Below are 26,381 nucleotides of genomic sequence, written 5' to 3'. Positions count from 1 at the left end.
ATGATAAATGACAAACTCAATAAAGTTTTTGAACAATTTGATCAGTCTTCAAAATTTGTGTCTTATAAAGAATTGGCTTCAGGTCATATTAACGATACTTATTTTATTGAAACTGACCAAAGGCCTTTTTATGTAATGCAAAGAATAAATCATGGTGTTTTTAATGATGTGCCAGGATTAATTAACAATAAAGTAGCAGTAAGTGAGCACATAAGAAAAAAACTTGATATTGATTTAGAGCAAGCGAATACAAGACATGCTTTAAGTTTTATTAAGACAAAATCTGGAGCATCTTACTATCGAGGAGATGAAGGTGATTATTGGAATTTGATGATTTTTATTGAGGATAGTGTTACGCATGAAGTAGTAAAAGATGGGGAGATTGCTTATGAAGGAGGAAGGTTGTTTGGTGAGTTTTTAGAGCTGACAAATGACTTTGATATTGCTAGTTTGTGTGAAGTAATCCCAAAATTTCATGACATGTCTTTTCGGTATTCTCAGTTTTACGATGCTTTAAAAAAAGCATCTGAAACTAGGTTGATTCAGGCAACTGAATACATTGATTTAGCGAATGAGATGAAAGAAGAGATGCACATCCTTCAAAACCTGAAAGAATCTGGCGCTGTAAAGATGAGAGTAACTCATAATGACACGAAAATTTCAAATGCTCTTTTTGATCAAAATAATAAAGGATTGTGTGTGATTGATACAGATACCGTGATGCCGGGAATTATTCATTATGATTTTGGAGATGCTATTAGAACCATTTGTAATACAGCAGCAGAAGATGAAAAGAATTTGGAGTTGGTTCATTTCAATGTTGATTATTATAAAGCTTATAAAAAAGGATTTCTGGAGAAAATAGGAAATGCTATTTCAGAAACGGAACTAAAATATTTAACGCAAGGTGCTAAATCAATGATTTTTATTATGGCACTCCGATTTTTAACGGATTTTTTAAATGGAGATGTTTATTATAAAACTTCTTATGATGAGCATAATTTAGTTAGAGCTAAAAATCAGTTTAAGTTATTAGAAAGTTTGAATGCACAATTGGATAGATCTGGGGATTTTTCTAATTAGTACTAATAAAATTAGGAAAGGTAATTGGTTTTTGTAGAGCAAGAAGCGGTAACCAAATATAAGTAGGCTCTGGTCTTTAAAATAGAAAAAATAAAGGATAAACATAAGATGAAGGAATCAAACGATAATAAAAGTACATTCATACCAATATGTATAATAGCGGGACTATTTGCCATATTTGGTTTTGTAACATGGATTAATGGAACTTTAATTCCATTTATGAAAACTATAAATGAGTTAACTGAGGCTCAGTCATATTTAGTGGTTTCCGCATCATACATATCTTTTGTAGTGATGGCATTACCAGCATCTTATCTTCTAAATAAAATAGGCTATAAAAAAGGGATGTCAGTTGGTTTGATTATTATGGCCTTAGGAGCTTTGATTTTTATCCCTGCAGCGGGCTCCCGGACCTATTGGTTGTTCTTGTTGGCAATATTTATACAAGGAGCAGGAATGACTATTTTACAAACAGCAGCGAATCCTTATATCACTATTTTAGGCCCCTTAGAGAGTGGAGCGAAGAGGATTGCAATGATGGGGATTTCTAACAAAGCAGCTGGAGTAATTGCTAATATTGTGTTTGGTTCTTTGTTATTATCCGGAATTGATGAGGTTCAAGAAAAGTTACTCACAGTTTCCAATTCAGAAAAAAATATTTTATTAGACTCTATGTCTGGAGCTGTGGTTGTGCCCTATATAATCATGGCGATTGTGTTGTTTTGTTGTGGAATTTTAATTCGTAAAGCTCCCTTGCCGAATGTAGAAGTGAGTGGGGATAATAAAAATGAAGATGTTGCTTCTGATAAAACAAGTATTTTTCAGTTTCCACATATGTGGTTGGGGGTATTGTCACTTTTTGTGTATGTTGGTGCTGAAGTTATGGCCGGTGATTCTATTATTGCCTATGGATTATCTCTTGGTTTTCCGGCAGAATACGCTAAATATTTTACACCGTTTACCTTATTAGCAATGATTTCTATGTATGGATTGGGAATCGTGTTGATCCCGAAATATTTAAAACAAGAGACAGCTTTAAAAATAAGTGCAATTTTAGGTATTCTTTTTAGTATTGGAATAGTAACAACCAAAGGGTTTACATCCGTTTTATTCGTAGCTGCTTTGGGGGTAGCAAATGCTTTAGTTTGGCCTGCTATTTGGCCTTTGACATTAAAAGGATTAGGGAAATATACGAAAACAGCATCTGCCTTGTTGATTATGGCTATTGCGGGAGGAGCGGTGATACCACCTTTATACGGAAGATTGGTTGATGCTGGTAAACAAGAATTGATTGTAAATGGGATAGCAGAAGAATTAGCAACGGCACAAGCATCCACTGAAAGTTATTGGATTTTAATTCCTTGCTATTGCCTTATTTTGTGTTTTGCAACATTTGGCCACAAGTTAAAATCATGGAGACCGAATCTCTAAAAAGAAAAAAAATAAATTATTAAAATGATTAGAATATGATGAAAAGTATCACAGACAATGCGACGGGTTTCGAAAAAAGATTCGAAAATATAGGAACTGTAGTTTTTGAGGATTCCAACAGTGCTTCAAAGGCTGTTGCTAGGGAGATTTCTAATTTGATTTTGGAAAAACAACAAGAAAACAAACAATGTATTCTGGGATTGGCAACAGGTTCTAGTCCAAAAGGTTTGTACGCAGAATTGGTGCGTTTACATAAAGAGGAAGGTTTGAGTTTTGAAAATGTGGTTAGTTTTAATTTAGATGAATATTATCCAATGGAACCAGATTCGGTTCATAGTTATGTTCGTTTCATGAAAGAACTTCTTTTTGATCATATTGATATAAAACCAGAAAATTGTTTTGTTCCTGATGGAACTTTAAGCAAACAAGAAATCTCTATCTATTGTAAAGAATATGAAGAGAAAATTGATGCTTTAGGAGGAATAGATCTTCAAATATTAGGTATTGGAGGTAACGGGCATGTGGGCTTTAATGAGTCTGGTGCCTTGCAAAATTCTAAAACCAGGTTGGTCGCTCTAGATCATATGACAAGAGTAGCTGCAAGTGCTGAGTTTCTTGGGCTTTCTAATACTCCAAGAACAGCAATCACATTAGGCGTTAAAAAAATTATGGAGGCTAAAAGAGTGATACTTTTAGCATGGGGTGAGTTAAAATCCAATGTGATTAAGGCTGCAGTTGAGGGAGAGGTTACCAGTAAAATTCCAGCCTCTTATTTGCAAGAACATAACAATGCCACTTTTGTTTTGGATAAAGAGGCGTCATCAAAACTGATTAGAATCAGAAAACCATGGTTGGTAGAACAAGTGGATTGGAGTGAGACTATGATACGCAAGGCTGTGATTGGTCTTGCTATGGATTTAAAAAAGCCTATTCTCATGCTTACGGATGATGACTATATAGAAAATGGTATGAGCGACTTGTTAGCATCAGAAGGCGAGGCTTATGATATTAATATTAAGGTTTTTAATAAATTACAAAACACCATAACGGGTTGGCCAGGAGGAAAAGCGAATGCTGATGACTCTCATAGACCGGAAAGAGCACAGCCAGAAAAGAAAAGAGTTTTAATTTTTAGTCCACACCCTGATGATGATATTATAAGTATGGGAGGAACTTTTAAAAGGTTACAAGAGCAAGGTCATGAAGTTCATGTGGCTTACCAAACCTCGGGAAATATTGCAGTGGCGGATGATGAAGCTCTTCGATTTGCAAATTTTGTCACAGACTATAATTCACATTTTGAAATTAATAGTCCAAAAGCAACTGATATTTTTGAGGAAGCAAAAAGCTTTTTGGAACATAAAAAATCGAGTGATATTGATAGTTCAGCAGTTCGTCATATCAAAGGATTGATTCGAAAAGGAGAGGCAAGAGCAACAAGCTATTTTGTAGGATTGCAAGATGAACATATTCATTTTATGAATTTACCGTTTTATGAAACAGGTACCATAGAAAAGAATCCAGTGGGGCCAAAAGATATTCAATTGACAATGGATTTGATTGAAGAAATAAAACCACACCAAATTTATGCAGCGGGAGATTTAGCAGATCCACATGGAACACATAAGGTTTGTTTGGATGCAATTTTTGAAGCTGTTAAAAATTTGAAAGCAAAAGAATTTATGAAAGATTGCTGGGTTTGGTTGTATAGAGGAGCCTGGCAAGAATGGGGAATTGACGAGATAGAAATGGCTGTTCCAATGGGACCAGATCAAGTATTGGAGAAACGATATGGAATATTTAAGCATCAATCTCAAAAAGATGGTGTTGTTTTTCAAGGAAGTGATAGTAGAGAGTTTTGGCAGCGTGCTGAAGATAGAAATAAAGAAACAGCAGACTTATATAGTTTATTAGGTCTGGCAAGATATGCTGCCATGGAAGCTTTTGTTCGATGGCACTATTAAGTAGTTTAGTGTTTTAAATTGGAAAGCCATTACAAATTTATGTAATGGCTTTTTTCATGAATTCATTCAAACAAACAGTGTAGCCTAATTATTCATAAGAATATTTCAAAAATACTATTAAGAATTTTTTTACTGTTATGTTTTTTAAAAAAGATTAGACTGGAATTCCTGAAATAGCTAGTTAATTTTATCAAGTGTTTTATTTTTTAATAATTTTAAATGTATTGTATTATCAGTGGTGATATTCTTTCAAATCTAGGTTTACTTTTTTTAAAACAATTAAAATTCAATGTTTTAGTTGTTTTTTGACGTGAGTGAATCTTTATTCTAAATGAGAATATTAAGTTTGTTTTAGAAATGTTTTATTTTTTTAAAACGTTTCCGTAAAAAAATAACGTTTCCGAAATCGTTTCCGGTGATTAGTTTGCTTGTTCCTTTTTTGAAATATTATGAATAGCTTTAAATTTGAACTAGAGACGCTTTTTATATGATAAACTGATTCATTTTTTATGATAATCAATTTTATTTTGATTTTTAAAATTAAGAGTCCTTTAGGTTGCCTAAATAATTTTGATTAGCTATCCTAGGAAATTTCTCTGCAGTTTATTAATTAGTATAATTTCAAGTAATAATATTTTAAAATTTTAATTAAAATGAAAAAAAAAATATATCGTATGTGGTTTTGGGTTTTAAATTTTACAATGGTTATAACTTTGAATGCTCAACTTAAATTATACGACAATTTTGACGTATCTGCATCTGAAAATTTACAAGGTGATAATTGGGAGATTGGAAGTGTTTGGAATCAAGCTTCTGGCAGTGGATTATTGTATAGCTCGGAAAATTTAATTTATGGAATTGAGGATAAAGAGTTGTCGTTTGGTGGGTCAATGATTCTGTCGGGTGAGAATGTTGTTTATAGATTTGCTGCTATAAAGCAACCGTTGTTTGAAACGGAGTTTTTTATTTCATTTTTATTTAGAAAAGACGCTAACTCAGCTTTTGAATTTCACGGAAATTATAATAAAATTTCTGACATTGGGAATTCAAGGATTGGGATAAAGGTTTCGAATACAGGTAGCTTGACTGCTAAATCAGGAGAGGTGTGGGCACCTGAGACCGGTGAATCTCAGAAATATAACTTTAGCTCTGAGGATGGTTTGATAAAAGATAATATAACATATTTAGTAATAATAAGAAAAGTGGGAGCGGCGACAATTGTTGGGGTTTACCAAGGAAACGATAAGTTGCCTAAAAAAGGTTGGAAAATTGTTCAGTCTAGTCGAACAGATGGAGTGTCATCTGCGAAGTTAGATACTTATGTGTTTAAAAGTATTTCAGGTAGAGTAGAAATTGACGAATTTAAGCTTGGGGTATCTTTGCTTGATGTTCTAGAGTAATGATTTGCTAATTCAAAACTTTTTAAAAAGCATTGTTTCTTTTAAAAATTAACAATTATATAATTAGAGTTATCCAACTCAGATACAGCATATGTTTCAGTTAGTATTCTGGAACGGATTCCATAAAATCTGCTTGTCAAAGACTTAACAATAAGCAATTAAAAAAAATGGAAATTTCATCTATAAATTCAAGATTTTAAATTTTAATCATTTACCTAAGTGTTGTATTATCAAAGTGTCTCTAACATTCCGCAGCTAAGGTTAGTTGTAGTTTAATGTACTAGCCAAAATATATAAGAGAATAAATCATGGAAGAAATAGAAAGATTAAAAGAAGGACTAGTGCTGGCTGAAGCTGTGTTAAAATTTGAACAAGACAGAAACAAAATGTTAACGGATCTAAATAAAAAACTAACTAAGCAATTAACTTTAAAGAGTCTTGGTTACTGGGTTGCGGTTGAAAGCAAGGAACAACCCGAAAAATGCACGGAAGTTATCGTTATGTATAAAGACGGCAGAAAAGCTGTAGCCTTGTTTGATAGAGACGGAAGATTTTATATAGAAAGAGACGATTGGGATATAACCAATATTATTGTAAAATGGCATAGGCTACCATAAGCAACTTTGTTACCAATATCAAATAGTCCTACCCTTTTTTTAACCAATTAACTTAAACATTCATGAAGAAATTATTTGTAAACATATTCTTTTTATTAACAGTATCGATTTATGCTCAAGAAAGAACTATTGAGGGTGTTGTAAGGGATGCTTATGATGTTTTACCAGGTGCGAGTATATATATAAAGAATACAACAATTGGAACAGTTTCAAGTTTTGATGGTTCTTTTTCCCTGTATACATCAGATTCTAGTAGTACAATTATCATTTCTTTGGTAGGTTACAAAACTAAAGAAATTGATATATCAAAAGTGTCCGATCTTAACATTGTGTTAAAGGAGGATCTTTTGAGTTTAGATGAGGTAATTGTCGTAGGCTACGGAAGTTCAAAGAAGTCTGATATTACAGGATCTATATCATCGATAGAAACATCTGAAATTGATAAGCAAACAAACCCAAATGTTTCGATGTATTTACAAGGAAAAGTTACAGGAGTTCAGGTGGTTGAAAATTCAGGTGCTCCTGGTGCTGGTGTGGATGTTCAGATTCGTGGTGCCAACTCTATAAATGCATCCTCAAAGCCTTTGTATGTGATTGATGGAATGCCTTTCCAACCTGATGGTGTTTCTGATCTCAACGATACCTATGCAGGTGGTTTTGTTTCAAGCCCTATGGCTAATATTAATCCAAATGATATTGAAAGTATAGAAATTTTGAAAGATGCTTCTGCAACTGCTATTTACGGGGCAAGAGGGGCGAATGGGGTCGTACTAATTACTACTAAAAGTGGAAAGACAGGCAAAGTTAAAGTAAATGTTTCCTATGCTCAAAGTGTCGCTAGGGTTGCTAAGAGAATCGAATTATTGAATGGAGTCCAATATGCTGAGTTGGCAAATGAGGCCTCTGAATATAGATATGGTGTAGATAAAATTCCTTTTACTTCAGAAGAGCTAGAAAATTTAATAAATATTGATCATCAAAATGAAGTATATCAACTAGGAAGTACACGAGACATCAATTTAAGTATTTCTGGTGGATCATTAAAAAATAAATACTACGTCTCGGGACAATATTATGATCAGGTCGGTGTTTTTCCTGGAACTGGTTTTAAGAAAGCAAATGTTAACATTAATATAGAACAAGAAATTTCTAAAAAAATAACTTTTAATTCAAATGCAAAAATTTTTAATTCAATAGCGAATGGTAGTTTGATAGGAGGATTTTCCGGTGGTCTAATTAGAAATACTTTGAGTTGGGTTCCAACAGCACCTATGGTGAGGGATGATGGAACTTATGTTTATCAGAATGGATACTTTTTAGATAATAATGGTAATGTAAAAGAGAGATATAAAGAGAGTGGGGAAAGTGATGATCAATATTTGACTAATCCACTATCCATATTATATGATTATGAATCTAAAAATACAACGGATCAAATTTTATTTAACACGGGTTTTACTTTTAAAATAAATGATAATCTTAAAATGAATTTCAAGTATGGTTATTCAAATTACAAAACCTTTTTGCAATCTTATAGGGCGACTAATGTGTTGTTAGTCGGAAGTAATGAACAAGGTTATGCGAATATAGGCCATTCAAGAAGTATTAGGTCTCTGTACGAAACAACGTTCCGTTTCAAACAAAGTTATGGGAAACATACCGTTAATGGTGTATTAGGCTTATCAGGAGAAAAGGGAGTTAAAGAAATGTCCAAAGCAAGTGCATGGGGGTTTTTACAGGATATTACTGGCTATAATGATATAGGTGCAGCAACAGCACCACAGCCAACAGTATCAGGTTATTATGATAATTCACTTGCTTCTTTGTTGGCACGCGTAAACTATAGTTTTAAATATAAATATTATGCTACAGTATCTGCTAGGTATGATGGTTCTTCAAAGTTTGCTAAAGGCAGGAAATGGGGGTTCTTTCCTTCTATAGGTTTGTCATGGAGAGTCCATAAAGAAGATTTTATGGGTAATATTGGGGTCGTTTCCGAAATGAAACTTAGAGGGAGTACTGGTCTTACAGGAAATCAGTCCATTGCTTCATATCAAACTTTGGGTCAGTATTTTAGTCAGGAGCATCCTGGAAAAACAAATTTTAATTTCAATAACAATGTAAATATTGGATATGCACCTGTTCGTATTCAAAATGAAGATCTGACTTGGGAAGAAACGTTGCAAACAAATTTTGGTTTGGATTTAGGGTTATTTAATAATCGTCTGTTTCTTGTAGCTGATGCATATCAAAAAAATACAATGAATTTATTATATAATATTGATGTGCCATCAACTACTGGGTTTTCAAGCATGCTTGCAAATATTGGAGAAATGCAAAATCGAGGCTTAGAGCTTGCATTAACTACTCATATTTTTAAGAGAAAAGATTTTGAATTAAGTCTTTCAGGAAATATATCAATGAATGAAAATACTGTAAAGAAATTATCAGGAAAAATTGATGAACAGTTTGTTGCGGGCAGTGTATTTGGAAAACCAATCTCTATATTAAAAGAGGGAAGTCCGGTAGGTGAATTTTATGGTTATAAAATGGATGGTATTTGGAGTGAAGAGGATATTTTAAATAAGCCATTAACCTTTATGCCTGATGCTAACCCGGGTGATAGAAGATTTTTAGATGTAAATAATGATGGTGTTTTGAATTCTGAGGACAGAGTGGTTATTGGATCTTCTGCTCCAAAATATTTTGGTGGTGCTACGTTTACGGCTAGATATAGAAACTGGCAATTTTATTCAAGCTTTACATTTTCTTATGGTAACCAAATGTTTAATGAATTAAAAAGATATACTTTATCATTACATGGAGGGACGAATGTTTTAACCGACGCTCTTAATAGATGGAGGCCTATAACAGATGAAATGACTCCTAAAGAAAGAGAAGATCAATTAGCATTAAATGCAACTACAAATATCCCAAGGGCAGGAAATTATAGTCAAACACAGGAAGTGTCAGATGCCTATATAGAGGATGCTTCTTTTTTAAGGTGTAATAATTTATCAGTTTCTTATAACTTACCAAAAGATGTTACCGACAATTTGTTAATTGATAATATTAGGGTTTCTATGAGTGTAGAAAATCTGTTTACTATTTCTAAGTATTCAGGATATAGCCCTGTCGGGAATAGTAGAGGAGGGTTAATAAGAGGTGTAGATGCAGGCTTATATCCTACTCAGCAAACGTTTAAGTTCTCCATATTGGCAAATTTATAATAATAAAAGAATCAAGTAAAAATGAGAAAGTTAAAATATCTATTGTTTGTGTTAGGATCATTTATTGTCTCTTGTGAGGACTGGTTAGAAGAAGACGCTAGGAGTTTTGTGTCATCTTCGAATTACTATGATACGGATGAACAGGCAATTTCAGGGGTAAATGCAGCTTACGGAAGTCTTAGAAAAGAAGGTGTTAGTTTAGAGTTTGTTTATATGGACGACGTGGCAGCTGATGATTTGATACCTAAGTTAGGTCAATCAAGTGATAGAGTTGCAATGGATTTACAAGTTTATACTGCTGAACATGAGTATTTATATACGATATGGAAAAATCAATATGAGGGAATTAACCGAGCGAACGTTGTTCTTTCGGAAGTTTCTGTTGAGAATATTACCCCATCTATTGCAAGAAGGCTTCATGCTGAAGCAAAGTTTTTGCGTGCTTTTTATTATTTCAGACTAGTACGTTGGTTTGGTGAAGTTCCAATTGTAATTAAGGCATCAAAGTCTAACGATGAAAATGTGATTTTTCCAATTAGAAATTCAATAAATGAAGTTTATGCCCAGATAATTGAAGATTTAAAGTTCTCGGAATCTAATTTGGAGGATAATTATGAATATGATGATGTAAATTATTATAGAGCTACCAAAGGAGCCGCAAAGTCACTGTTATTAAAAGTTTATGCAACGATGGCTGGATTCCCATTGTATGACATCTCTAAATGGGAATTGGCCAAGGAGAAAGCGGAAGAAATTATTGATAATAAAATGACTTATGGTTATGAACTGGTTGAAAATATTTCTGATATTTTTGATGTAAATACTGAACATTTGAACACTGAGCAGATTTGGAGCCTCCCGGGTTCAACTGGTTTATCAGTAAATGGGTGGTATTACACAAGGATGAAAAGGTATTTTATTACTTGGTCTTCCATTGTTCCAACTAATGAGGTTTTGGGAACTGGGGCCTATCAAGATATATCTATTTGGGATGATGTAAATGATAAAAGAAGAAAAGTCGCTTTGGGCTCTAAAGCGGGAACTGGTATTACGGATGTTGATAATTCTGGATTTAAAGTTTGTTCTAAATATTGGGATTCAGAACAAGATGCATATGCAAGAAATGATTATCCCTATATAAGATTTTCTGAGATTTATTATTTTCTTGCAGAAGCCATTGTTGAAACAGGTGGGGATTTGCATAAAGCGATGGAAATAATTAATATGTTCAGAACAAGAGCTGGTATTGCTAATCTCCCAAATACAGAAAACATTGTAGAAATGAGAAAAATTATTCATGATGAAAAAAGAAAAGAATTTCTTTTCGAAGGAAAAAGAAGATTTGATTTAATTCGTTGGGGTGAGTATGTAGATACAATGATCTCACATGGGGAAAAACAATTTGGGGCTGGTGATTTGAATAAGTTGTCACATACTGCTGAAAGAAACACATTATTTCCTTTGCCGTTGAAAGAGTTTATTGCTAATAAAAATTTAAGACCCCAAAATTATGATTATTAAAGGAGAGTATTTTCTTCAGTAATTTGGGAATATATTATATTAAACGAAAGCGTTGTCTTGTTTAAACATGTAAATATGAGATTACATTCTTTTATGATCAATAACTAAAAACTAAAAACTAAAAACTAAAAAATGAAAAGTAACTATTTGTATAATTTTATAATAATATTCGTTTGTCCATTGTCTTTTGTTTTTGGGCAACAGGTTGGAGATTCAATAGATTTGTCTAATTGGAAATTAGATTGGAGTGATGAATTTGATTATGAAAATGCTGGATTAGATGTTAATTGGGGGTCACAGAACTCTCCTAGTGGACATATTGCTTGTAGTAGATGGAGAGAAAATGCAGTCGTTAAAAATGGTGTATTAGAGTTAGTTAATAAGAAAGAAGAAAGAGGAGGTCAATCTTGGACTTCAGGTAATATTTGGACGAAAAAGAAATTTAAATACGGGTATTTCGAATGTAAGTACAAATATGCTGCAGCTTCTGCGACTAATAATTCTTTTTGGTTGATGACTCAGGGAGCAGATCCCAAAGAAGGAAAACGGTTTGAGATTGATATTAATGAAGGCCATTTCCCGAACGAAGTCAATACTAATATACATAATTGGGGAGATGTAAAGACAATATCTAATGGAGTTAAAAAACATCCCTCTTCTCATCAAGGTTTCTCTTATGGAATAAGCCCAAATTATTCTTTTCCGTTAGAAATACCGATTACGACAAGAAAGTTGAGGTTAACATCAAACAACAAAAATCATTTTCATATTAGAGAATTTAGAGTTTTTAATTATAATAAAGGGAAATACCCAAATGCTTTTTCGGAAACAGCTGATCAAGACATAACTGGATTAGAAAATTTTGTAAGGACTAAAGATGTGAAAATTAGTAGCAGTGGAAATTATAATGACAAAACAAATAATGAATATGTTGCTGATGGTTCTTTAAAATCAAGTTGGATTTCACAGAAGGAAAACGAGAAATGGTTAGAGTTTGAATGGAAAAAGGATATAACAATAGGGTGTATACAATTTGTGAATGGATGGCAGTCTCAAGGCAATTGGAATGGGTTATTGACTGATTTTAAAGTACAATATTTTGATGGAAAGCATTGGAAGGATATTTCTTCACTAGATGTAGAGAAAGATATTAATTTTTCTGAAGATTATCATACTTATGGTTTAGAATGGAATGAAAAAGAAATTATTTTTTATTTTGATGGGAGAGTAATTAGAAAAACTCCAAACAAATTTTGTTATAGTGAGAGCCCAATTTGGTTGAGCTTGGCGATTATTTCTTGGTCAGGAAAAATAAATGAAAACTTAGATGGCACAAGTATGAAAGTCGACTATGTCAGGCATTATTCCCCTAAAGAAGCTTTGGATAAAGATTAAAACATAGAACATGAATTAAACTTCATGGCAAAATATAAATTGACAAGAATTAATAGTTTATGGGGCTGTATTTTAAGACAAAAATTAAATTAAAAGAAATGAGAAAAGCATTATTTTTATTAGGACTTGCATTATTAGGAGTCTCATGTATCTCGGAAAAAAACGAAAAACATTATAAGATGGAACTACACAAAATTCCACTTTCTGCCAAATTTGAAGATAGTTCTTGGTATATATGGGGTGGAAGTGTTGTGGAAAGAGATGGGGTGTATCATATGTTTTATAGCCGTTGGCCTAAAAAGTTTCATTTTAGTGCCTGGTTGACTCATTCTGAAGTAGCTCATGCTGTATCCAATTCACCATTTGGACCTTTTAAACACAAAAATGTGGCTTTGTCTACTCGAGATTCTAGTTTTTGGGATGCTGATAATATTCATAATCCTACCGTTAAAGAGTTTGATGGTAAGTATTATCTTTATTATACTGGTAATAAAGGTGATAGGGTTGTGTCCCATGAGGGAAATTATAATTGGCTACATAGAAATAATCAGAGAATTGGTGTTGCAGTTGCTGAGCACCCAGATGGACCTTGGAAAAGGTTTAATCGGCCTTTGTTAGAGTTACCTAAAGAGATTGATGCACCAGATGCATTGATGATGGCAAATCCATCTGTTGCTAGGAATTCAGAAGGAAAGTATGTGTTAGTTTATAAGTGTGTAGGAAGGAAAGGCAAGTTACCTTCGGGTGGACCGGTGGTGCACATGGTTGCTTTTGCTGATTCTCCTACAGGGCCTTTTGTAAGACATCCAGTGCCAATTTTTACTATGGAAGGGGATGATTTTCCAGCTGAAGATCCATTTATATGGTCTCAGGGAGATAAATTATTTGCAATTGTAAAAGATTTTAATGGTGTTTTCACCGATCACGGAAGGTCTTTGGCTCTGTTTGAGTCTACAGATGGTATTGATTGGAACTTAAGTAAAAATAAACTTGTGGCAACAAGAACGATTCAGTGGGAGGATGGTAGGGTCCAAAGTTTAGAGCATTTGGAAAGACCACAATTGTTTATTGAAAATGGAATTCCTAAAGCACTAATGTGTGCCGCAGATTCACTAAATATAGATGGTATACTACAATCTTTTAATTTACAAATACCAGTTTCGTTTAACTAAAAAAAAGAATAAATTAAAAGGTTAGCAATCAGTATTTACAATTAATAATTTAATTTTAAAAAAAATGGATAAAAAGAATATATGTTTTTATATAGTAGTGAGTTTTTTATTTTGGTTACATGGTACTAGAATGAATTCTCAAGTACCGAATAGTGATTATAAACTAATGTATGAAGAGGAGTTTAATGATAATATATTAAATGAAAAAGAATGGTATTATCGAGATTCAGATTCTCTAATTAGAGGAGGGTATAGTCAAAAAGAAAATGTTTCGGTAGAAACAGTTGATGGAATCGGTTATCTAAGAATTGATTATAACCAATGGGACGTAAATAATGACTCACAAGATGATGTAGTAGGAGGAGGAATTATGACAAAGGAGGCTTTAGGATATGGTTATTATGAGGCTAAAATTAAATTTTATGATGAAACTAAAGGTTTTCATCAGTCTTTTTGGACTTTGGGATTGCGCGCTTGGGACTCTTATTCTGAGGAGTTTAAGTATATTCAAGATGCTAAGAATGATCTTGTGCCATGGGTGAATTCAACTCTAGAAATTGATGCTATAGAATTAGATTCTGACTATAACCATGGTGGTGCAAATTTTCATTGGCATGCACCTACTTTTGAAACTCCAGGAGTAGGGCATCATTTTAATGCGAGTTATATTGATAAAACGAAATGGATTGTCATTGGCTTTTCATGGGAGCCGGGTTTAATTAAATATTACATTGATGGGGTTCAAGTTCATGATGTTGTTTATGAAGACGATAGATATGCTCCACAACAAGTTTGGCTCACTGGACTAGCTAATAATCAGAGTTTTTTTGGTGGAGGTGGGGTACCAAATCCCGGAGCTTGTATGAAAGTGGATTACTTTAGATATTATTCGAAGCCAGAAGATATAAATTTAATAGGTAATTCAAGTTTTGAATTAAATGGCCAAAGTAGTGAAGTTCCATATAATTGGATTCAGAAGGATGATATTATGGATAATTTGTATTCTGATCAAATTAAAGTAGTGTATGATTCGGTGAATGGAGAGTCGCATGCTGGATCTGCACATCTTCTAGTTGATTTTCAAGGGAGTTCGCAAAAAGAAATTTCAAATAAACAAGAATTGAAACATATCCCTAATGGAACCTATCGATTAAGTGCATGGGTTCAAAGCTCAGGTGATTTAGAAAAAGCAGAGATGAAAATTAGTGAGATTGGAGGTGTTGAAAAGAGTATTTCAATACCATTTTCGAATACATGGAAGGAAATTGTAATAGATGATGTTTTTGTAACTAACAATAATGCAGAAATAAGTTTTGATATTACTGGAGTTAATGGACAATGGGTTAAAATTGATTCTGTATCTTTTGTTGATACGTGGAATAATAAAGATACTACAGAGATTATTATAGATGTTTTCGGTAATGGTTATTCGGAGTCATCGAATACTTGGTCTAAAAGTTCTCTGTTAGGGTATAATGATTCAATTACTAGATATTCTAGTAAAACAGAGTTTAGTCAAGCGGAATGGCGTCCAAGTATATCTGAGTCAGGTAGTTATAGTGTTTTTGTTTATAAGGTTTTTCATGAAAATACAGATTCGGAAACTAAATTGACTATAAATCATATGGATGGTGTCGATGACTTAACTGTTGATTATTCTTCGGGTGCTTCTGGTTGGTATGATTTGGGAGATTATAATTTTGCAATAGGTGAAGAAGGTTATGTTCAAATTGATAATGGGGGCGAAGGTATAATTCGATCTAATGCCGTAAAATTTAGATCTAATTTCACACTAAAAAATGAAGAGTATTTCGTGAAAGAAAATAATGAGATTAATATTGTTCCAAATCCTGTAAAGGATATTTTTGAGCTAAGGTTTAAGGCAAAAGCGACAATGATGTGTAATCTGTATATTTTGAGTACCAACGGATCATTAATAATGACCGATACCATAAATGTGAAAGCTGGAAACAATATTATCAAAAAAAATATAAGCGATTTTCCTAAAGGGGTTTATATGCTAGTTGTTAGGAATGGAGAGGATGTATTTACGTCTAAAATACTGAAGTTATAATTGATGAATAAAAATAATGAAATGTCGTTTTTATGGCTGAATATTGGCCATAAAATGACATCTCATAAAAGAGAAATAAAGAAACAGTAGACTTATATAGTTTATTAGGTCTAGCAAGATATGCTGCCATGGAAGCTTTTGTTCGATGGCACTATTAAGTAGTTTAGTGTTTTAAATTGGAAAGCCATTACAAATTTATGTAATGGCTTTTTAATTTATCGTGTAAATGCTTCACCTATTCTAAAATATATTCCCCAGTCATCTTTACCTGCAGCAACATCCATCCCAACGGTAATTCTTGATTTTGGAATGGCCATAAAACGAACACCGGCACCGATTGCAGGAAGGGTATTGTTTAGGCTAATCTCATTCGGGTTGTTAATGGCAGTAGCAACACCACCAAAAGCAACGTAACCCCACTTTTCTGTGAACCAATGTCTATATTCTGTTTGAACATCATACACTTGGTTGGCTCTATATTTTCCGTTAGAATATCCTCTTAAATCACCTCTTCCTACTACATTTTGACCCGCAAAAGGAACATCACCAATTGCAGCTTGTCCATTGGCTCTTGCTAATAAGGTATTTCGTTTTCCTTGTTTGAAATATTTATTGTATTCAATAGTGAGATTTGTGTAGTTAGAAGTACTACCTAACCTCTTTAGAAAACTTTTGGTATTGAATTTACCGTTAAATCCATCCAAAGGTTGCATTTGGTTGTCTCTTTTGTCAAATTCAGAAGAAATACCAAAACCGAATAAATCTTGTGTGTTTTCTGGTTGGCTTGTGGTATCAAAGGTTTTGAAAATGGAAAAAATTGTTACCGGTGTAAGTAATAATGGTATCATGAAAGGTTTTTCATTTTCAGGTTATAAATTGACTTATGTCATTTAGCTAGAGAGTTTAGATAAACATTAAAGTTGATTTTAATGCATTATTAAGTCTTTATTAACGATGGAGGTTAGTTTTGAAAAGTAATTTTTAGCGAATAGAAGACTATGATATTAAAAATAAACAAAAGGAATATTCTGTATTGACTCCGAGACATTTGTTTTATGTGGGTAATAAACGATTTAAAACAGGTTTGGATAAAACTTTGTTATGGAATCTAACAATAGGGCGTTCCTAATTTAGAAAAGAAAAAAACTGTAGAGGGAATATAATTAAAAAAGCGGATCATACCGTAGTTGTTTATTACAAACCCCATAAACAATGCAGAATTTTAGAATATCAATGCCCATGATAGTATCTGACGGATTGGATGTAGATTAGGATTATATAATGTTAGATGCAGTTGGATAGGATATTGAAGAATTTAATAGAGATGTGAAGAATTGGAAACGGTACATTCAAAGAAAATGGATAAAATTAGGGATACGCGAGCAATGAAAAGAATTATCTTGATACATGAAGGTTATACGGTGATATACTTTACAAGATAGTTTGGAAGCTGAAAAAAGATAAGAATTTCATGTTTTAGGAAATAGTATTTCATAGGGAGTCATAGTAGAAACTGTTTTGAGACGTTTTTAAGCTTAAAGAGAGTATCCCTAAAAATGAAAATTATGTTAGACTAATTTGAAAATCAATACCAAATGTAGGTTCCATGGATATAGAGAACAGAAAACGGCGAAACACTGAACAGTTCTGTAAACGAGGAATTTCTTTGGTGAAAAATTAATAAAAATTATATGGAAAGAAGACAATTTATTAGAAACAGTTTGCTGTTCTCTGCTTCTACATTTTTGATACCAACAATAGGTTGTTCAATACAAAATGATAAGGAAGAACGATTTAAGATGTTGGGGAGCTTACAGTTATCAGATTTTGATGATGAGCAGGATGAGGCTCCAATGTTATTTCAGAACAGAAAGAATACCTATTTGACCACTTTGAGAAGACTAGAGTATCCATCTGATAAAGAAGTGATTACTCTTTTTCGAAAGGATGGTGACAATTGGGTAGAGCAAAGTCCAATTACGGCAAAACCGGGGTCTTATGAATGTCATTATGCCGATTGTCATTTAGACGGGAATCCAGCAGTAGCTTGGTCTGAAGTCATAAGTCACCAATGGGTCATTTATGTAACTGTTCAAAAAGATGGAGTATTCTCGTCACCAATAGCCGTTAGCGATTCTAAAAAGAAATCCATAAATCCAGTTTTGAAAGCCTTGGCTAAAAATGTTTATTTATTGGCATGGGAATGTTTCGAAGAAGGAAAATTTTCAATATACCTATCAAAATATGATAAAGGTTCTTGGTCAAGTCCGGTTAGAGTATCGGATAAATCTGATAACTGCTTCAACCCTTCATTAGAACAAGATGATTATGGAAACATATATATAGCCTATGATACTAACGAAGGACCCCACAGAAATATTCAAATGAAAATTTTGAATTCAGAATTTGTTGAACAAAGTACGGTGCCTATAGCTATTGGAGGTGGTTTTAAAGATCGGGTTAACATCAATGTGAAACCTAATATTTGTTTTGATAATACAGGCAAACTTTGGATTTCTTGGGAAAACAACCGTTTCGCACACAGGCTTGAGGATAGTGACAACTATACCGGGGATAGATGTTGTGCGATGGTTTGTTATAGTGATGGAGTACTTTATGAAGAGAAAGTTAATGGGAGATGGCTGTTCAAAGGGAAAAATGATCATTGGCCAACGTTTCAAAAGGATTTGAAAGGACAACTGTATATACTTTCACATTGTGGAGGCGATTTTGAAGGCAGCCCACATTGGAAGTTTAGAATTTCATATTTAGATCCAGCAAAAGGTTGGTCAAGTCCACAAACGATTATCCAAACCAAACAAAAAGGTGAATCTATAAGGCCAACAATTTCCTTTGAATCAAAGAATAATTCTTTTTGGTTGGCATGGAAAAGTGAAAATTTTAAAGATAGAGACTATGATAATACAGATAAAGATAATCATAGAAAAGATTCTATTAGACGAGGTATGTTGGAAATAAACCAATTTGCCGCTCCAATATTCAAGGATCAAAACTCTGAAATAACTTTGATACCCACCATCGTTGAAGAACATCATACTGTTGATGGGTTTAAACCAGTGTTAAGTGGGCGACCAAAATCAAAACGTTCGAAGATAACCTATAAAGGAGAAACATATACCTTGCTTTTAGGGAATTTACACGAACATTCTGAAATTTCTAGTTGCTGGCCAGCGGGAACAGATGGTACTTTACATGATGATTACAGGTATGGTTTGTACTCTGAAGGATATGATTTTATGGGGATTACAGATCATGCTTACTCTCAAACAGAAGTGTATTGGAGAAAGCATTTAAGATTAGCAGATTTTTATAATGATTATTCAAATTTTGTGGCTTTTCCATCTGTAGAGTTTACCTTATCTAATAGGAGAACTTTTGAAATAAAACGAGGAGCAGGGCATAGAAATGTAATATTCACAACAACTGACGATGCGAAAAAATATATTCGTGATAAGGATCAGGTGTATTCTGTTAAAAGTCCAAAGACTCGTGATGCAGAAGGATTATGGAAATTTATTCGAGAAAACGATATCGATTGTATATCTATTCCTCATCACCCTGCAGACGAGGTTCATTCTTGTTGCTGGGAAGCAAGAGATGCTGAGATTGAACCGGTGGTTGAAATATTTCAATGTCGTGGAAATGCCGAATATAGAGGTGCCCCAAGAATGATAAATATTGACAGACATAAACCATCAGAAAATGATAAAGGTTTTATAGATTATGCCCTTAGGGAAAAGGGACATAAACTAGGTTTTATAGCTAGTGGAGATCATAATAGTATAGGAGTTGGTCTTGCTTGTGTCTGGGTCAAAGAAATAAGCAGAAAGGGTATCATGGAGGCTTTTAGAAATAGAAGGGTTTTTGCAACTACTGGAGATCAAATGGAAGTTGACTTTAGAGTTAATAATGCGATACAAGGACAAACTACGAAACGGAAAACACCAAACTTGTTTTTTAGCATAAAAGCCGTTGATGATATTAAATCCATTGAAATACTCAGAAATAGTAATGTCATACATTCAATTACTCCTGAGAAAGAAAGTTATTCCTATACTGGAAATTTTGTAGATGGACATTCTGTAAATAAAAGAGGTGTTTTATATTATTACATAAGGATTACTCAAAAAAACAATCATATTGCATGGTCAAGTCCTATATGGATGGAAAGTTAAAATCAAATTTAAATAAACGTTAGAAATTAAAGAAATTCATGACAAAATTATTTTCACTTAAAGGAAAAGTTCAAAATTACGCCTGGGGAGGCTTCCTGTATATTCCTAATTTGCTAGGCGAGGAATCTACAGAAGAAAAGTGTGCAGAGTACTGGTTAGGCGCACACGATAATGCGCCATCTACAGTGATAGACGAAAATGGGGTCAAAGAAGGATTAAACTCATTTTTGAGGGAAGATTTAGAAAGGAAACTTGGAAGTGTTATTTCAAAGAAGTTTGGAAGATTGCCCTTTTTGTTTAAGGTGTTGGATGTGGCGGACATGTTGTCAATACAGGTACATCCAAGTAAAAAGGAGGCTGAAAAAGGGTTTAAGTTAGAGAATGAAAAAGGAATACCTTTAGATGCTTTCAATAGAAATTATAAAGACGATAACCATAAACCAGAAATTATGGTAGCTCTAAGTGAGTTTTGGCTGTTGCATGGGTTTTTACCTAAGGATAAATTGTCAAAACTACTGGATGTCATTCCAGAGTTTAATGTATTTCGTTCTATTTTCGATTCTGAAGGTTACTATGGGCTTTATAAAACGGTAATGGAACAAAGTCAAGAGGAGGTGAATAAAACATTAATGCCACTTGTCAATAGAATATATCCTTTATACAAAGAAGGAAAACTCGATAAATCAAGTCCTGATTATTGGGCTGCAAAAGCTGTAGATTCAGCAATTGATTCTTTTGTTTTTGATAGAGGAATATACTCTATCTATTTTTTTAATATAGTAAAAGTAAATCCAGGGGAAGCCGTATTTCAAGATGCTGGTATACCGCATGCATACCTTGAAGGTCAGAACATGGAGTTGATGGCGAATTCAGATAACGTTTTAAGAGGAGGTTTAACTCCTAAGCATATAGATGTTTCCGAATTACTTAAACATGTAACATTTGAAGAAACAATTCCGAATATATTGAAAGGAGAACTTCAGTCAGATGGTCTAGAACGAATTTATAAAAGTCCAGCACCCGATTTTGAATTAAGTCAAATAACTTTGAAAAATAATGAAACTTATATTGGAAGAAGCAAAACTGTTGAAATTTTGATTGTAATGGATGGGAGTGTTTCAATAACTGAAGGCGATACACACTTAGACCTAAAAAAAGGAGAGGTTGCTACATTGACAGCAAGCAGTAATTATGAAATAAATACTTCAAGAAATACAGTTTTGTACAAAGCAACTGCTCCTTAATTAAGGTTTTGGGTTAAGCAATGTTACTAACTAAATATTACTAATCATTAAAGAAATAATGTTAATCACTTTGATGCCTTATTTAAAATCCAAGAATTTGTAATAAATCAAATCTTGGATTTTTTTATGCTTTATTAAAACCTAAATTAAACTCTAAATTAATTTTAGAAGTGAATCGTTTGTGAATCCCTATTTTTGAAAAAATGCACTGAAAAATAAAAAGGTTACTAAAGAAGTTTCACTCAATAAAGTGTTTCTCAGCAACCTTTTTTCTCTTAAGGGGAGTTCTAATTATTTAGGAAGATCACTTTTTATGAAACTTATTAGTGGTCTTTCGGATAAGTATGATTTTATTATTACAATGTCATTTGAGGTTTAGCTCCTTTTTTACTTTCCCAATGGTATCCACCATTGTTATCAAAAATTAGTTTAAGTGTTCTCTTTGATGTTGCAGGTTTCCTAAATTTAGTTGGAACTGCTTTTTTCATTTCATTAATAATCGGTTGATACTGATCTTCTTTTATCAGGTTATTCCATTCATTGTAATCTTTTTTTATGTCATAAAACTCCTCGCCACCCTCTTTGTAATAAATATATCTATATTGGCTGTTTACAACAGAATAACTTCCTCTTTCATGATATGGAATAAACAAATCTCTATCAGGCTGTTTGTTCTTTGTTATTTCTGGCACTAAAGATTTACCATCTAGATTCGGTTGATTAGGTAGGTTACAAAGATCAATCAGCGTTGGGTAAATATCAATAAGACCAGCTGTTGTTGTTACTTTTTTGTTTTTAGGAAGGTTTGCACCAGATATAAAGAATGGAACGCGAGAAGTTTCGCTCCACAAAGTATGTTTACCCCAATTACCTTTTTCTCCTAAGTGGTAACCCTGATCACTCCAGAATACAACTATTGTGTTGTCTTTATACGAGCTTTCTTCTAATGCATCTAATACCTCACCTAAAAGACTGTCAGCATAACTTACAGCGGCTAGGTACGCTCTTACTGCTTCTTTAACAGCACCTATGCTTTCTAAAGTTTGTTGAATTTTACTTCTGTTTATCATTTGATTTCTCATAGGGTTAGGTATGTCCTCTAGATCGTCTTTAGGTAAAATAGGTATATCAATTTTATCCAAGTCATACATGTCAAAAAACTTCTGAGGAGCATAATTTGGAAAATGAGGGGTGTAAAGACCCATTGCCATGAAAAAAGGCTTGTCATGTTTTTGTTTTAAGAGCTCACATATCCATTTGGTACGTTGGACGCCCATCATTTTATGACTATCTTCATTGGGAATTGGTCCCCATTCCAAAAAGGCGCCTCCATTTATTTTTTTTCCGGTTTTTCTGTAATAAGGGCTATAAGGATATGGATCAGGATATGGTAAGTCGTCACCAAAATATCCAGTCTCATAACCTACAGATCTTACTTGTTCATTTCGAGCGTAAAATTCGTCCCAACCATCTAGATCAACAAAACCTGCTCTGTGGTGAAATAATTTACCGGTTCCAAAGGTGTTATAACCTCCTTTTTTAAAAGCTTCGTGCATTGGTATTAAACTAGGATAATCATAAAAATATACCTCATCTCTGTAGCATCCAGTTGTACTCGATTGCATACCTGTCCAAATAGCTGTTCTTGATGGAGCGCAATATGAGTTTGGAGCATGAGCGTTTGTGAAAATTACTCCTTGGTCGGCTAATCTATCCATATTTGGTGTAATAGCTTGATGGTGACCTAAAGGATTTATAAAATCATTCATGTCGTCCACTGAAAAAAAGATGATATTGGGGTGTTCAATTGTTTTTTTTGCATTCACTATGGAAAAAGAACAACAAAATATTGCTGTAACATAAATCGAATAAAAGTTTATAAATTTAATTTTCATCTGTTTAATTAGTTTTGTTTTTTTAAGTTAATGATACGATAGATCTGTTAATGGATTTTTTTTAATCCAACTGCATTGAAATAAAAACTTTTTTTATCCGATTATTTTTTATGGAATTTAAAGACTCTCTTTTTCCCATTATGATCGAATACACTCAGAATATAAATTCCTGAAGACAAGTTATCTGTTTCTAATATTTGGGAGTAGTTGTTTAGAATATGAATATTTTGCTCGGATTGTTTAATACCAAATAGATTATGAACATAGAATTTATACTTTCCATCGGTTAAACCATTTATTTTAATAGTATTATTACTATAAGATAGAAATACCTCATTTTGTTTATCTATAGGCATCGTATTTAAATTTTCTCTCAATACGTCCCAGTTTATTTGGGGCCAAGCAGCATTACACCAATTGATAACACGAGTCATAATATCACCATTTACACCTATTTCATAGAATTTAGGAATTAAAAAATAAAACTGATCTACCCATAAACCAACGGCATTCGTACTAAAAATGTCATCCCCCTTTAAAATTTCAGATTCCAATATGTTTTTAGGTTCTAATTTGTTACTCGCATCACCATCTTCTGTGTAGCGCTCCCAATAAATATCGCCATTCATATTATATAATCGATTCAGACCTTCATTGTAGAGATTTCCATCTGTATCTGCATCACCATCTTCCACTTCAGTTAAAAACTGCATTAAAAGAGAGTTTGTTATACCTGTACGCAAACCTGGAGAAATCTCATTCAAGAATTCAGGAAATTCACCTTCATCAAATCCCTCAAAATTCCTCCTAAAAGTCATACCGTTAAACATCCAAGGTCCCATTACTCGAATCCTAAAGCCTCTACTTGTATTTGGACCTCCAGCATCAGACCATGTTTTTGTTCTATATGATGTATTTATTGCTTGATAATAGCGCAACGGTTCATGGATTCCAGATAAACTACTAGCTTTTAAGATAAACATACCTTGATAGTTGTAATCTACAGGACTGTTTTGTAACATCATTCCTTCACCACCATTAACAATGGATTGCAAATGATACCAATTTGTAGTTTCAAAGGCTCCTGTTGAACTTGATTGACCTTTAAAATTTAGACTATTCCCGTCAGCACCTTCCGTGTCTACAGAGGCTTGAAAATGTGGTGGCACTTCGAAAACCTGATAGTCGTCTCCAAACCATTGTCTATCTTGCGGATGGTCTTGTTCATCAAATTCAGTGAACCAATGCGCTTTATCTTGAAAATTAAACTCGTTCATAATTTCAAAAAACTGAACAGCCATTAATCTTGCTAAACTTGTACCAGCTAGTTCTCTAGGAATGTCATCTGCTAATTTTGAAGTAGCTGTTCCATCATGTGATCGCCAATGTTGATTTCTGCTACCTCCATCTGAAAGAAAGAAACGGTATTCTCTATGAAAATCTGAATTTGCCTTCATTAATTCATCAGCATCTTCAGAAGATATGTTTTGTGATTGATAGGTGTCAATATTATCAAGAATAAACTGTCTAAAATCGAGATAACCTTGTTTTGGATTTGCATTTTCTCCAGGAGAATTCCAATAGTCATCTTTGGTATAAGCATCCATTGGATGTACAATTGGTAACCAATGTTTCCAATCAGGAAATTGTATTGCAACTGGCATCTCAGTTCTGTCACTTGTAGCATCAGAATCGAACACCTTATACAGCTCGTCTTGTGACACACCATTTGGAAAAAGATAAGGAAGCATGTCCGCATCCTTCTCTAGAACTGCGTCTAAACCAGCTCCAGCAGACCATTGTTCAATGGGTTTTCCAGAAAGCTGGGGGCCTGGTTGGTAGGGCGGGTTCCATGGTCTACCATATCGTCCTATATTACCCGTAGTTGGACTATCTCCTGATAAGGATCTTATGTAAGTAGCTATTAGTTTTCCTTCTTCTTCGGTGAGATTATGAAATTTGGATCGTTCAATAATTGATAAGTTAGAATATGAAAATATTTCTAGGTCTCTACCATCGTGTGTATGGCAACTTGTACATTTGGCTTTAATAGGTTGACCGCTGCTTAGGTTAGTATAACCATACCAAAAACCTTTTCGATCAATTGGCAAATAATTGTTTAATAATGGATCTCCTTCAATCTCAGGACTTCCATTTCTCCCATAATACCAAAGGTTTTTACCTTCTTCAACTTTGCTCGCTATGTCTGCTGGTTCGCTTCCATCAGCATAATATGGAGAATTCCAATTATTTGGGTCATCTTCAACATAGAAACTTGTTTCATAATCTTTAACTGTTTTACCAGGTAATACATAATATTCGCTGTTTTTTAAAATTCTTTCTGAATTATCATCTAATAAATCAAGATCGATAATTCTGTATCCGTTTGAAATACCATCAGAGTTGTTAAATCTAAAAGTAATCGTATTTACTCCTCTTATAAAGCCTGTAACTGATACAGTAAAACGAATGGAATTATGTCCTCCATTGGTCATTCCACCGCGTTCTTTTTCCGGGCTATATATATTACAAGTACTATGATTTAAAGAAATCCAATCTCCTTCATTAACCTTAACAGAAGCTTTGTCTTCGTATCCCAGATTATTTGCCCTGATGTATAAATTATCTGTATCCCTAATACTGTTATTAAGAGGGTTGTTTAAGGTGAAGTATACGGATTCAGTAAAGCCTTCTGGTCCCAAAACTTCAACAGGAAGAGTTATTTGTTGAGCGAAACCAAGCCTTATAATTAAACTAGTAGCAATTAATAATATTATTTTAAATTTCATTTTAACGATTTTATTAGTTAGAGAGGTATTCGTTTTTTTTAATATCATCTGAAAATACATTTTCAAATCTCAAAAAAAATAGTTCCACAAAATCATAACTACTTTTAGTTTATAATTACAGAAAGGAATGCTGTTGTTTTAGAAAATCATTTTTTTTAAAATTCCCTTATTCAGGTTTGATGTATTTATTTACTTATAAAGATTCATTCAACTAAGTTAGGTGGATCCATTTTTTGTAAATTGAAATGCAACTAAATGGAAACATGAAATCAATTCTGGATAACAAAATTTGAAGAAAATAAATATTGATTTTGGTTTTTTAAACATTGTGGTTAAATATTAATTGGTTGGTTAAACGGAATAATTAGTT

Annotated in this window: 15 protein-coding genes; 12 read left to right on the top strand and 3 right to left on the bottom strand. The window is 33.2% G+C overall.

From position 1 onward, the window contains the following. The 10 genes from AC2DGP_RS05605 to AC2DGP_RS05560 all read left to right on the top strand — a co-directional run bounded on the left by AC2DGP_RS05605 (position 1) and on the right by AC2DGP_RS05560 (position 15,887). Positions 1 to 1,083, top strand: coding sequence for a phosphotransferase enzyme family protein (locus tag AC2DGP_RS05605; RefSeq protein WP_484492035.1), 1,083 nt, complete (start codon positions 1 to 3; stop codon positions 1,081 to 1,083). Positions 1,084 to 1,191: 108 nt separating this feature from the next. Beyond that, positions 1,192 to 2,514, top strand: a complete 1,323-nt coding sequence (locus AC2DGP_RS05600) for a sugar MFS transporter (RefSeq protein WP_484492034.1) — start codon at positions 1,192 to 1,194, stop codon at positions 2,512 to 2,514. Positions 2,515 to 2,549: 35 nt separating this feature from the next. Continuing rightward, positions 2,550 to 4,478, top strand: a complete 1,929-nt coding sequence (gene nagB / locus AC2DGP_RS05595) for a glucosamine-6-phosphate deaminase (protein ID WP_484492033.1) — start codon at positions 2,550 to 2,552, stop codon at positions 4,476 to 4,478. Positions 4,479 to 5,131: 653 nt separating this feature from the next. Continuing rightward, positions 5,132 to 5,878, top strand: a complete 747-nt coding sequence (locus tag AC2DGP_RS05590) for a hypothetical protein (RefSeq protein WP_484492032.1) — start codon at positions 5,132 to 5,134, stop codon at positions 5,876 to 5,878. 308 nt (positions 5,879 to 6,186) lie between these two features. Further along, positions 6,187 to 6,495: a hypothetical protein gene (locus tag AC2DGP_RS05585; protein ID WP_484492031.1), complete on the top strand. Its 309-nt coding sequence runs from the start codon at positions 6,187 to 6,189 to the stop codon at positions 6,493 to 6,495. A gap of 62 nt (positions 6,496 to 6,557) precedes the next feature. After that, a complete protein-coding gene (locus tag AC2DGP_RS05580; RefSeq protein ID WP_484492030.1) occupies positions 6,558 to 9,725 on the top strand; it encodes a SusC/RagA family TonB-linked outer membrane protein in 3,168 nt (1,055 codons plus the stop codon). Positions 9,726 to 9,746: 21 nt separating this feature from the next. Continuing rightward, positions 9,747 to 11,246 (top strand): RagB/SusD family nutrient uptake outer membrane protein, encoded by a 1,500-nt coding sequence (locus AC2DGP_RS05575; protein ID WP_484492029.1) that lies wholly within the window; start codon positions 9,747 to 9,749, stop codon positions 11,244 to 11,246. Between the two features lie 132 nt (positions 11,247 to 11,378). Then, entirely contained in the window at positions 11,379 to 12,641 is a 1,263-nt protein-coding gene (locus tag AC2DGP_RS05570) for a family 16 glycosylhydrolase (RefSeq protein ID WP_484492028.1), read from the top strand. Positions 12,642 to 12,739: 98 nt separating this feature from the next. Beyond that, the gene (locus AC2DGP_RS05565) at positions 12,740 to 13,813 is read left to right on the top strand and encodes a glycoside hydrolase family protein (RefSeq protein ID WP_484492027.1); all 1,074 of its coding nucleotides are present in this window, start codon (positions 12,740 to 12,742) and stop codon (positions 13,811 to 13,813) included. 64 nt (positions 13,814 to 13,877) lie between these two features. Next, complete coding sequence (locus tag AC2DGP_RS05560) at positions 13,878 to 15,887, top strand: golvesin C-terminal-like domain-containing protein (RefSeq protein WP_484492026.1); 2,010 nt, start codon at positions 13,878 to 13,880, stop codon at positions 15,885 to 15,887. Positions 15,888 to 16,102: 215 nt separating this feature from the next. On the opposite strand, the gene AC2DGP_RS05555 is transcribed toward AC2DGP_RS05560, so the two are convergent. After that, positions 16,103 to 16,735: a BamA/TamA family outer membrane protein gene (locus AC2DGP_RS05555; RefSeq protein WP_484492025.1), complete on the bottom strand. Its 633-nt coding sequence runs from the start codon at positions 16,733 to 16,735 to the stop codon at positions 16,103 to 16,105. An 843-nt stretch (positions 16,736 to 17,578) separates the two neighbouring features. Between AC2DGP_RS05555 and AC2DGP_RS05550 the strand changes: the two genes are divergently transcribed. Next, a complete protein-coding gene (locus AC2DGP_RS05550) occupies positions 17,579 to 20,083 on the top strand; it encodes a DUF3604 domain-containing protein (RefSeq protein WP_484492024.1) in 2,505 nt (834 codons plus the stop codon). Between the two features lie 38 nt (positions 20,084 to 20,121). Next, positions 20,122 to 21,327 carry a mannose-6-phosphate isomerase, class I gene (gene manA, locus AC2DGP_RS05545; protein WP_484492023.1) on the top strand — a complete coding sequence of 402 codons (1,206 nt, stop codon included), beginning with the start codon at positions 20,122 to 20,124 and terminating at the stop codon, positions 21,325 to 21,327. A 356-nt stretch (positions 21,328 to 21,683) separates the two neighbouring features. On the opposite strand, the gene AC2DGP_RS05540 is transcribed toward manA, so the two are convergent. Together AC2DGP_RS05540 and AC2DGP_RS05535 are read right to left on the bottom strand one after the other, a co-directional pair. Further along, positions 21,684 to 23,222, bottom strand: coding sequence for a sulfatase (locus AC2DGP_RS05540; RefSeq protein WP_484492022.1), 1,539 nt, complete (start codon positions 23,220 to 23,222; stop codon positions 21,684 to 21,686). Between the two features lie 101 nt (positions 23,223 to 23,323). Then, positions 23,324 to 26,011, bottom strand: a complete 2,688-nt coding sequence (locus tag AC2DGP_RS05535; protein WP_484492021.1) for a T9SS type A sorting domain-containing protein — start codon at positions 26,009 to 26,011, stop codon at positions 23,324 to 23,326. Positions 26,012 to 26,381 lie beyond the last annotated feature (370 nt).

It is taken from the genome of Flavicella sp. IMCC45537 (genome assembly GCF_057197705.1).
This window is presented reverse-complemented; position numbering and strand designations above follow the sequence as displayed.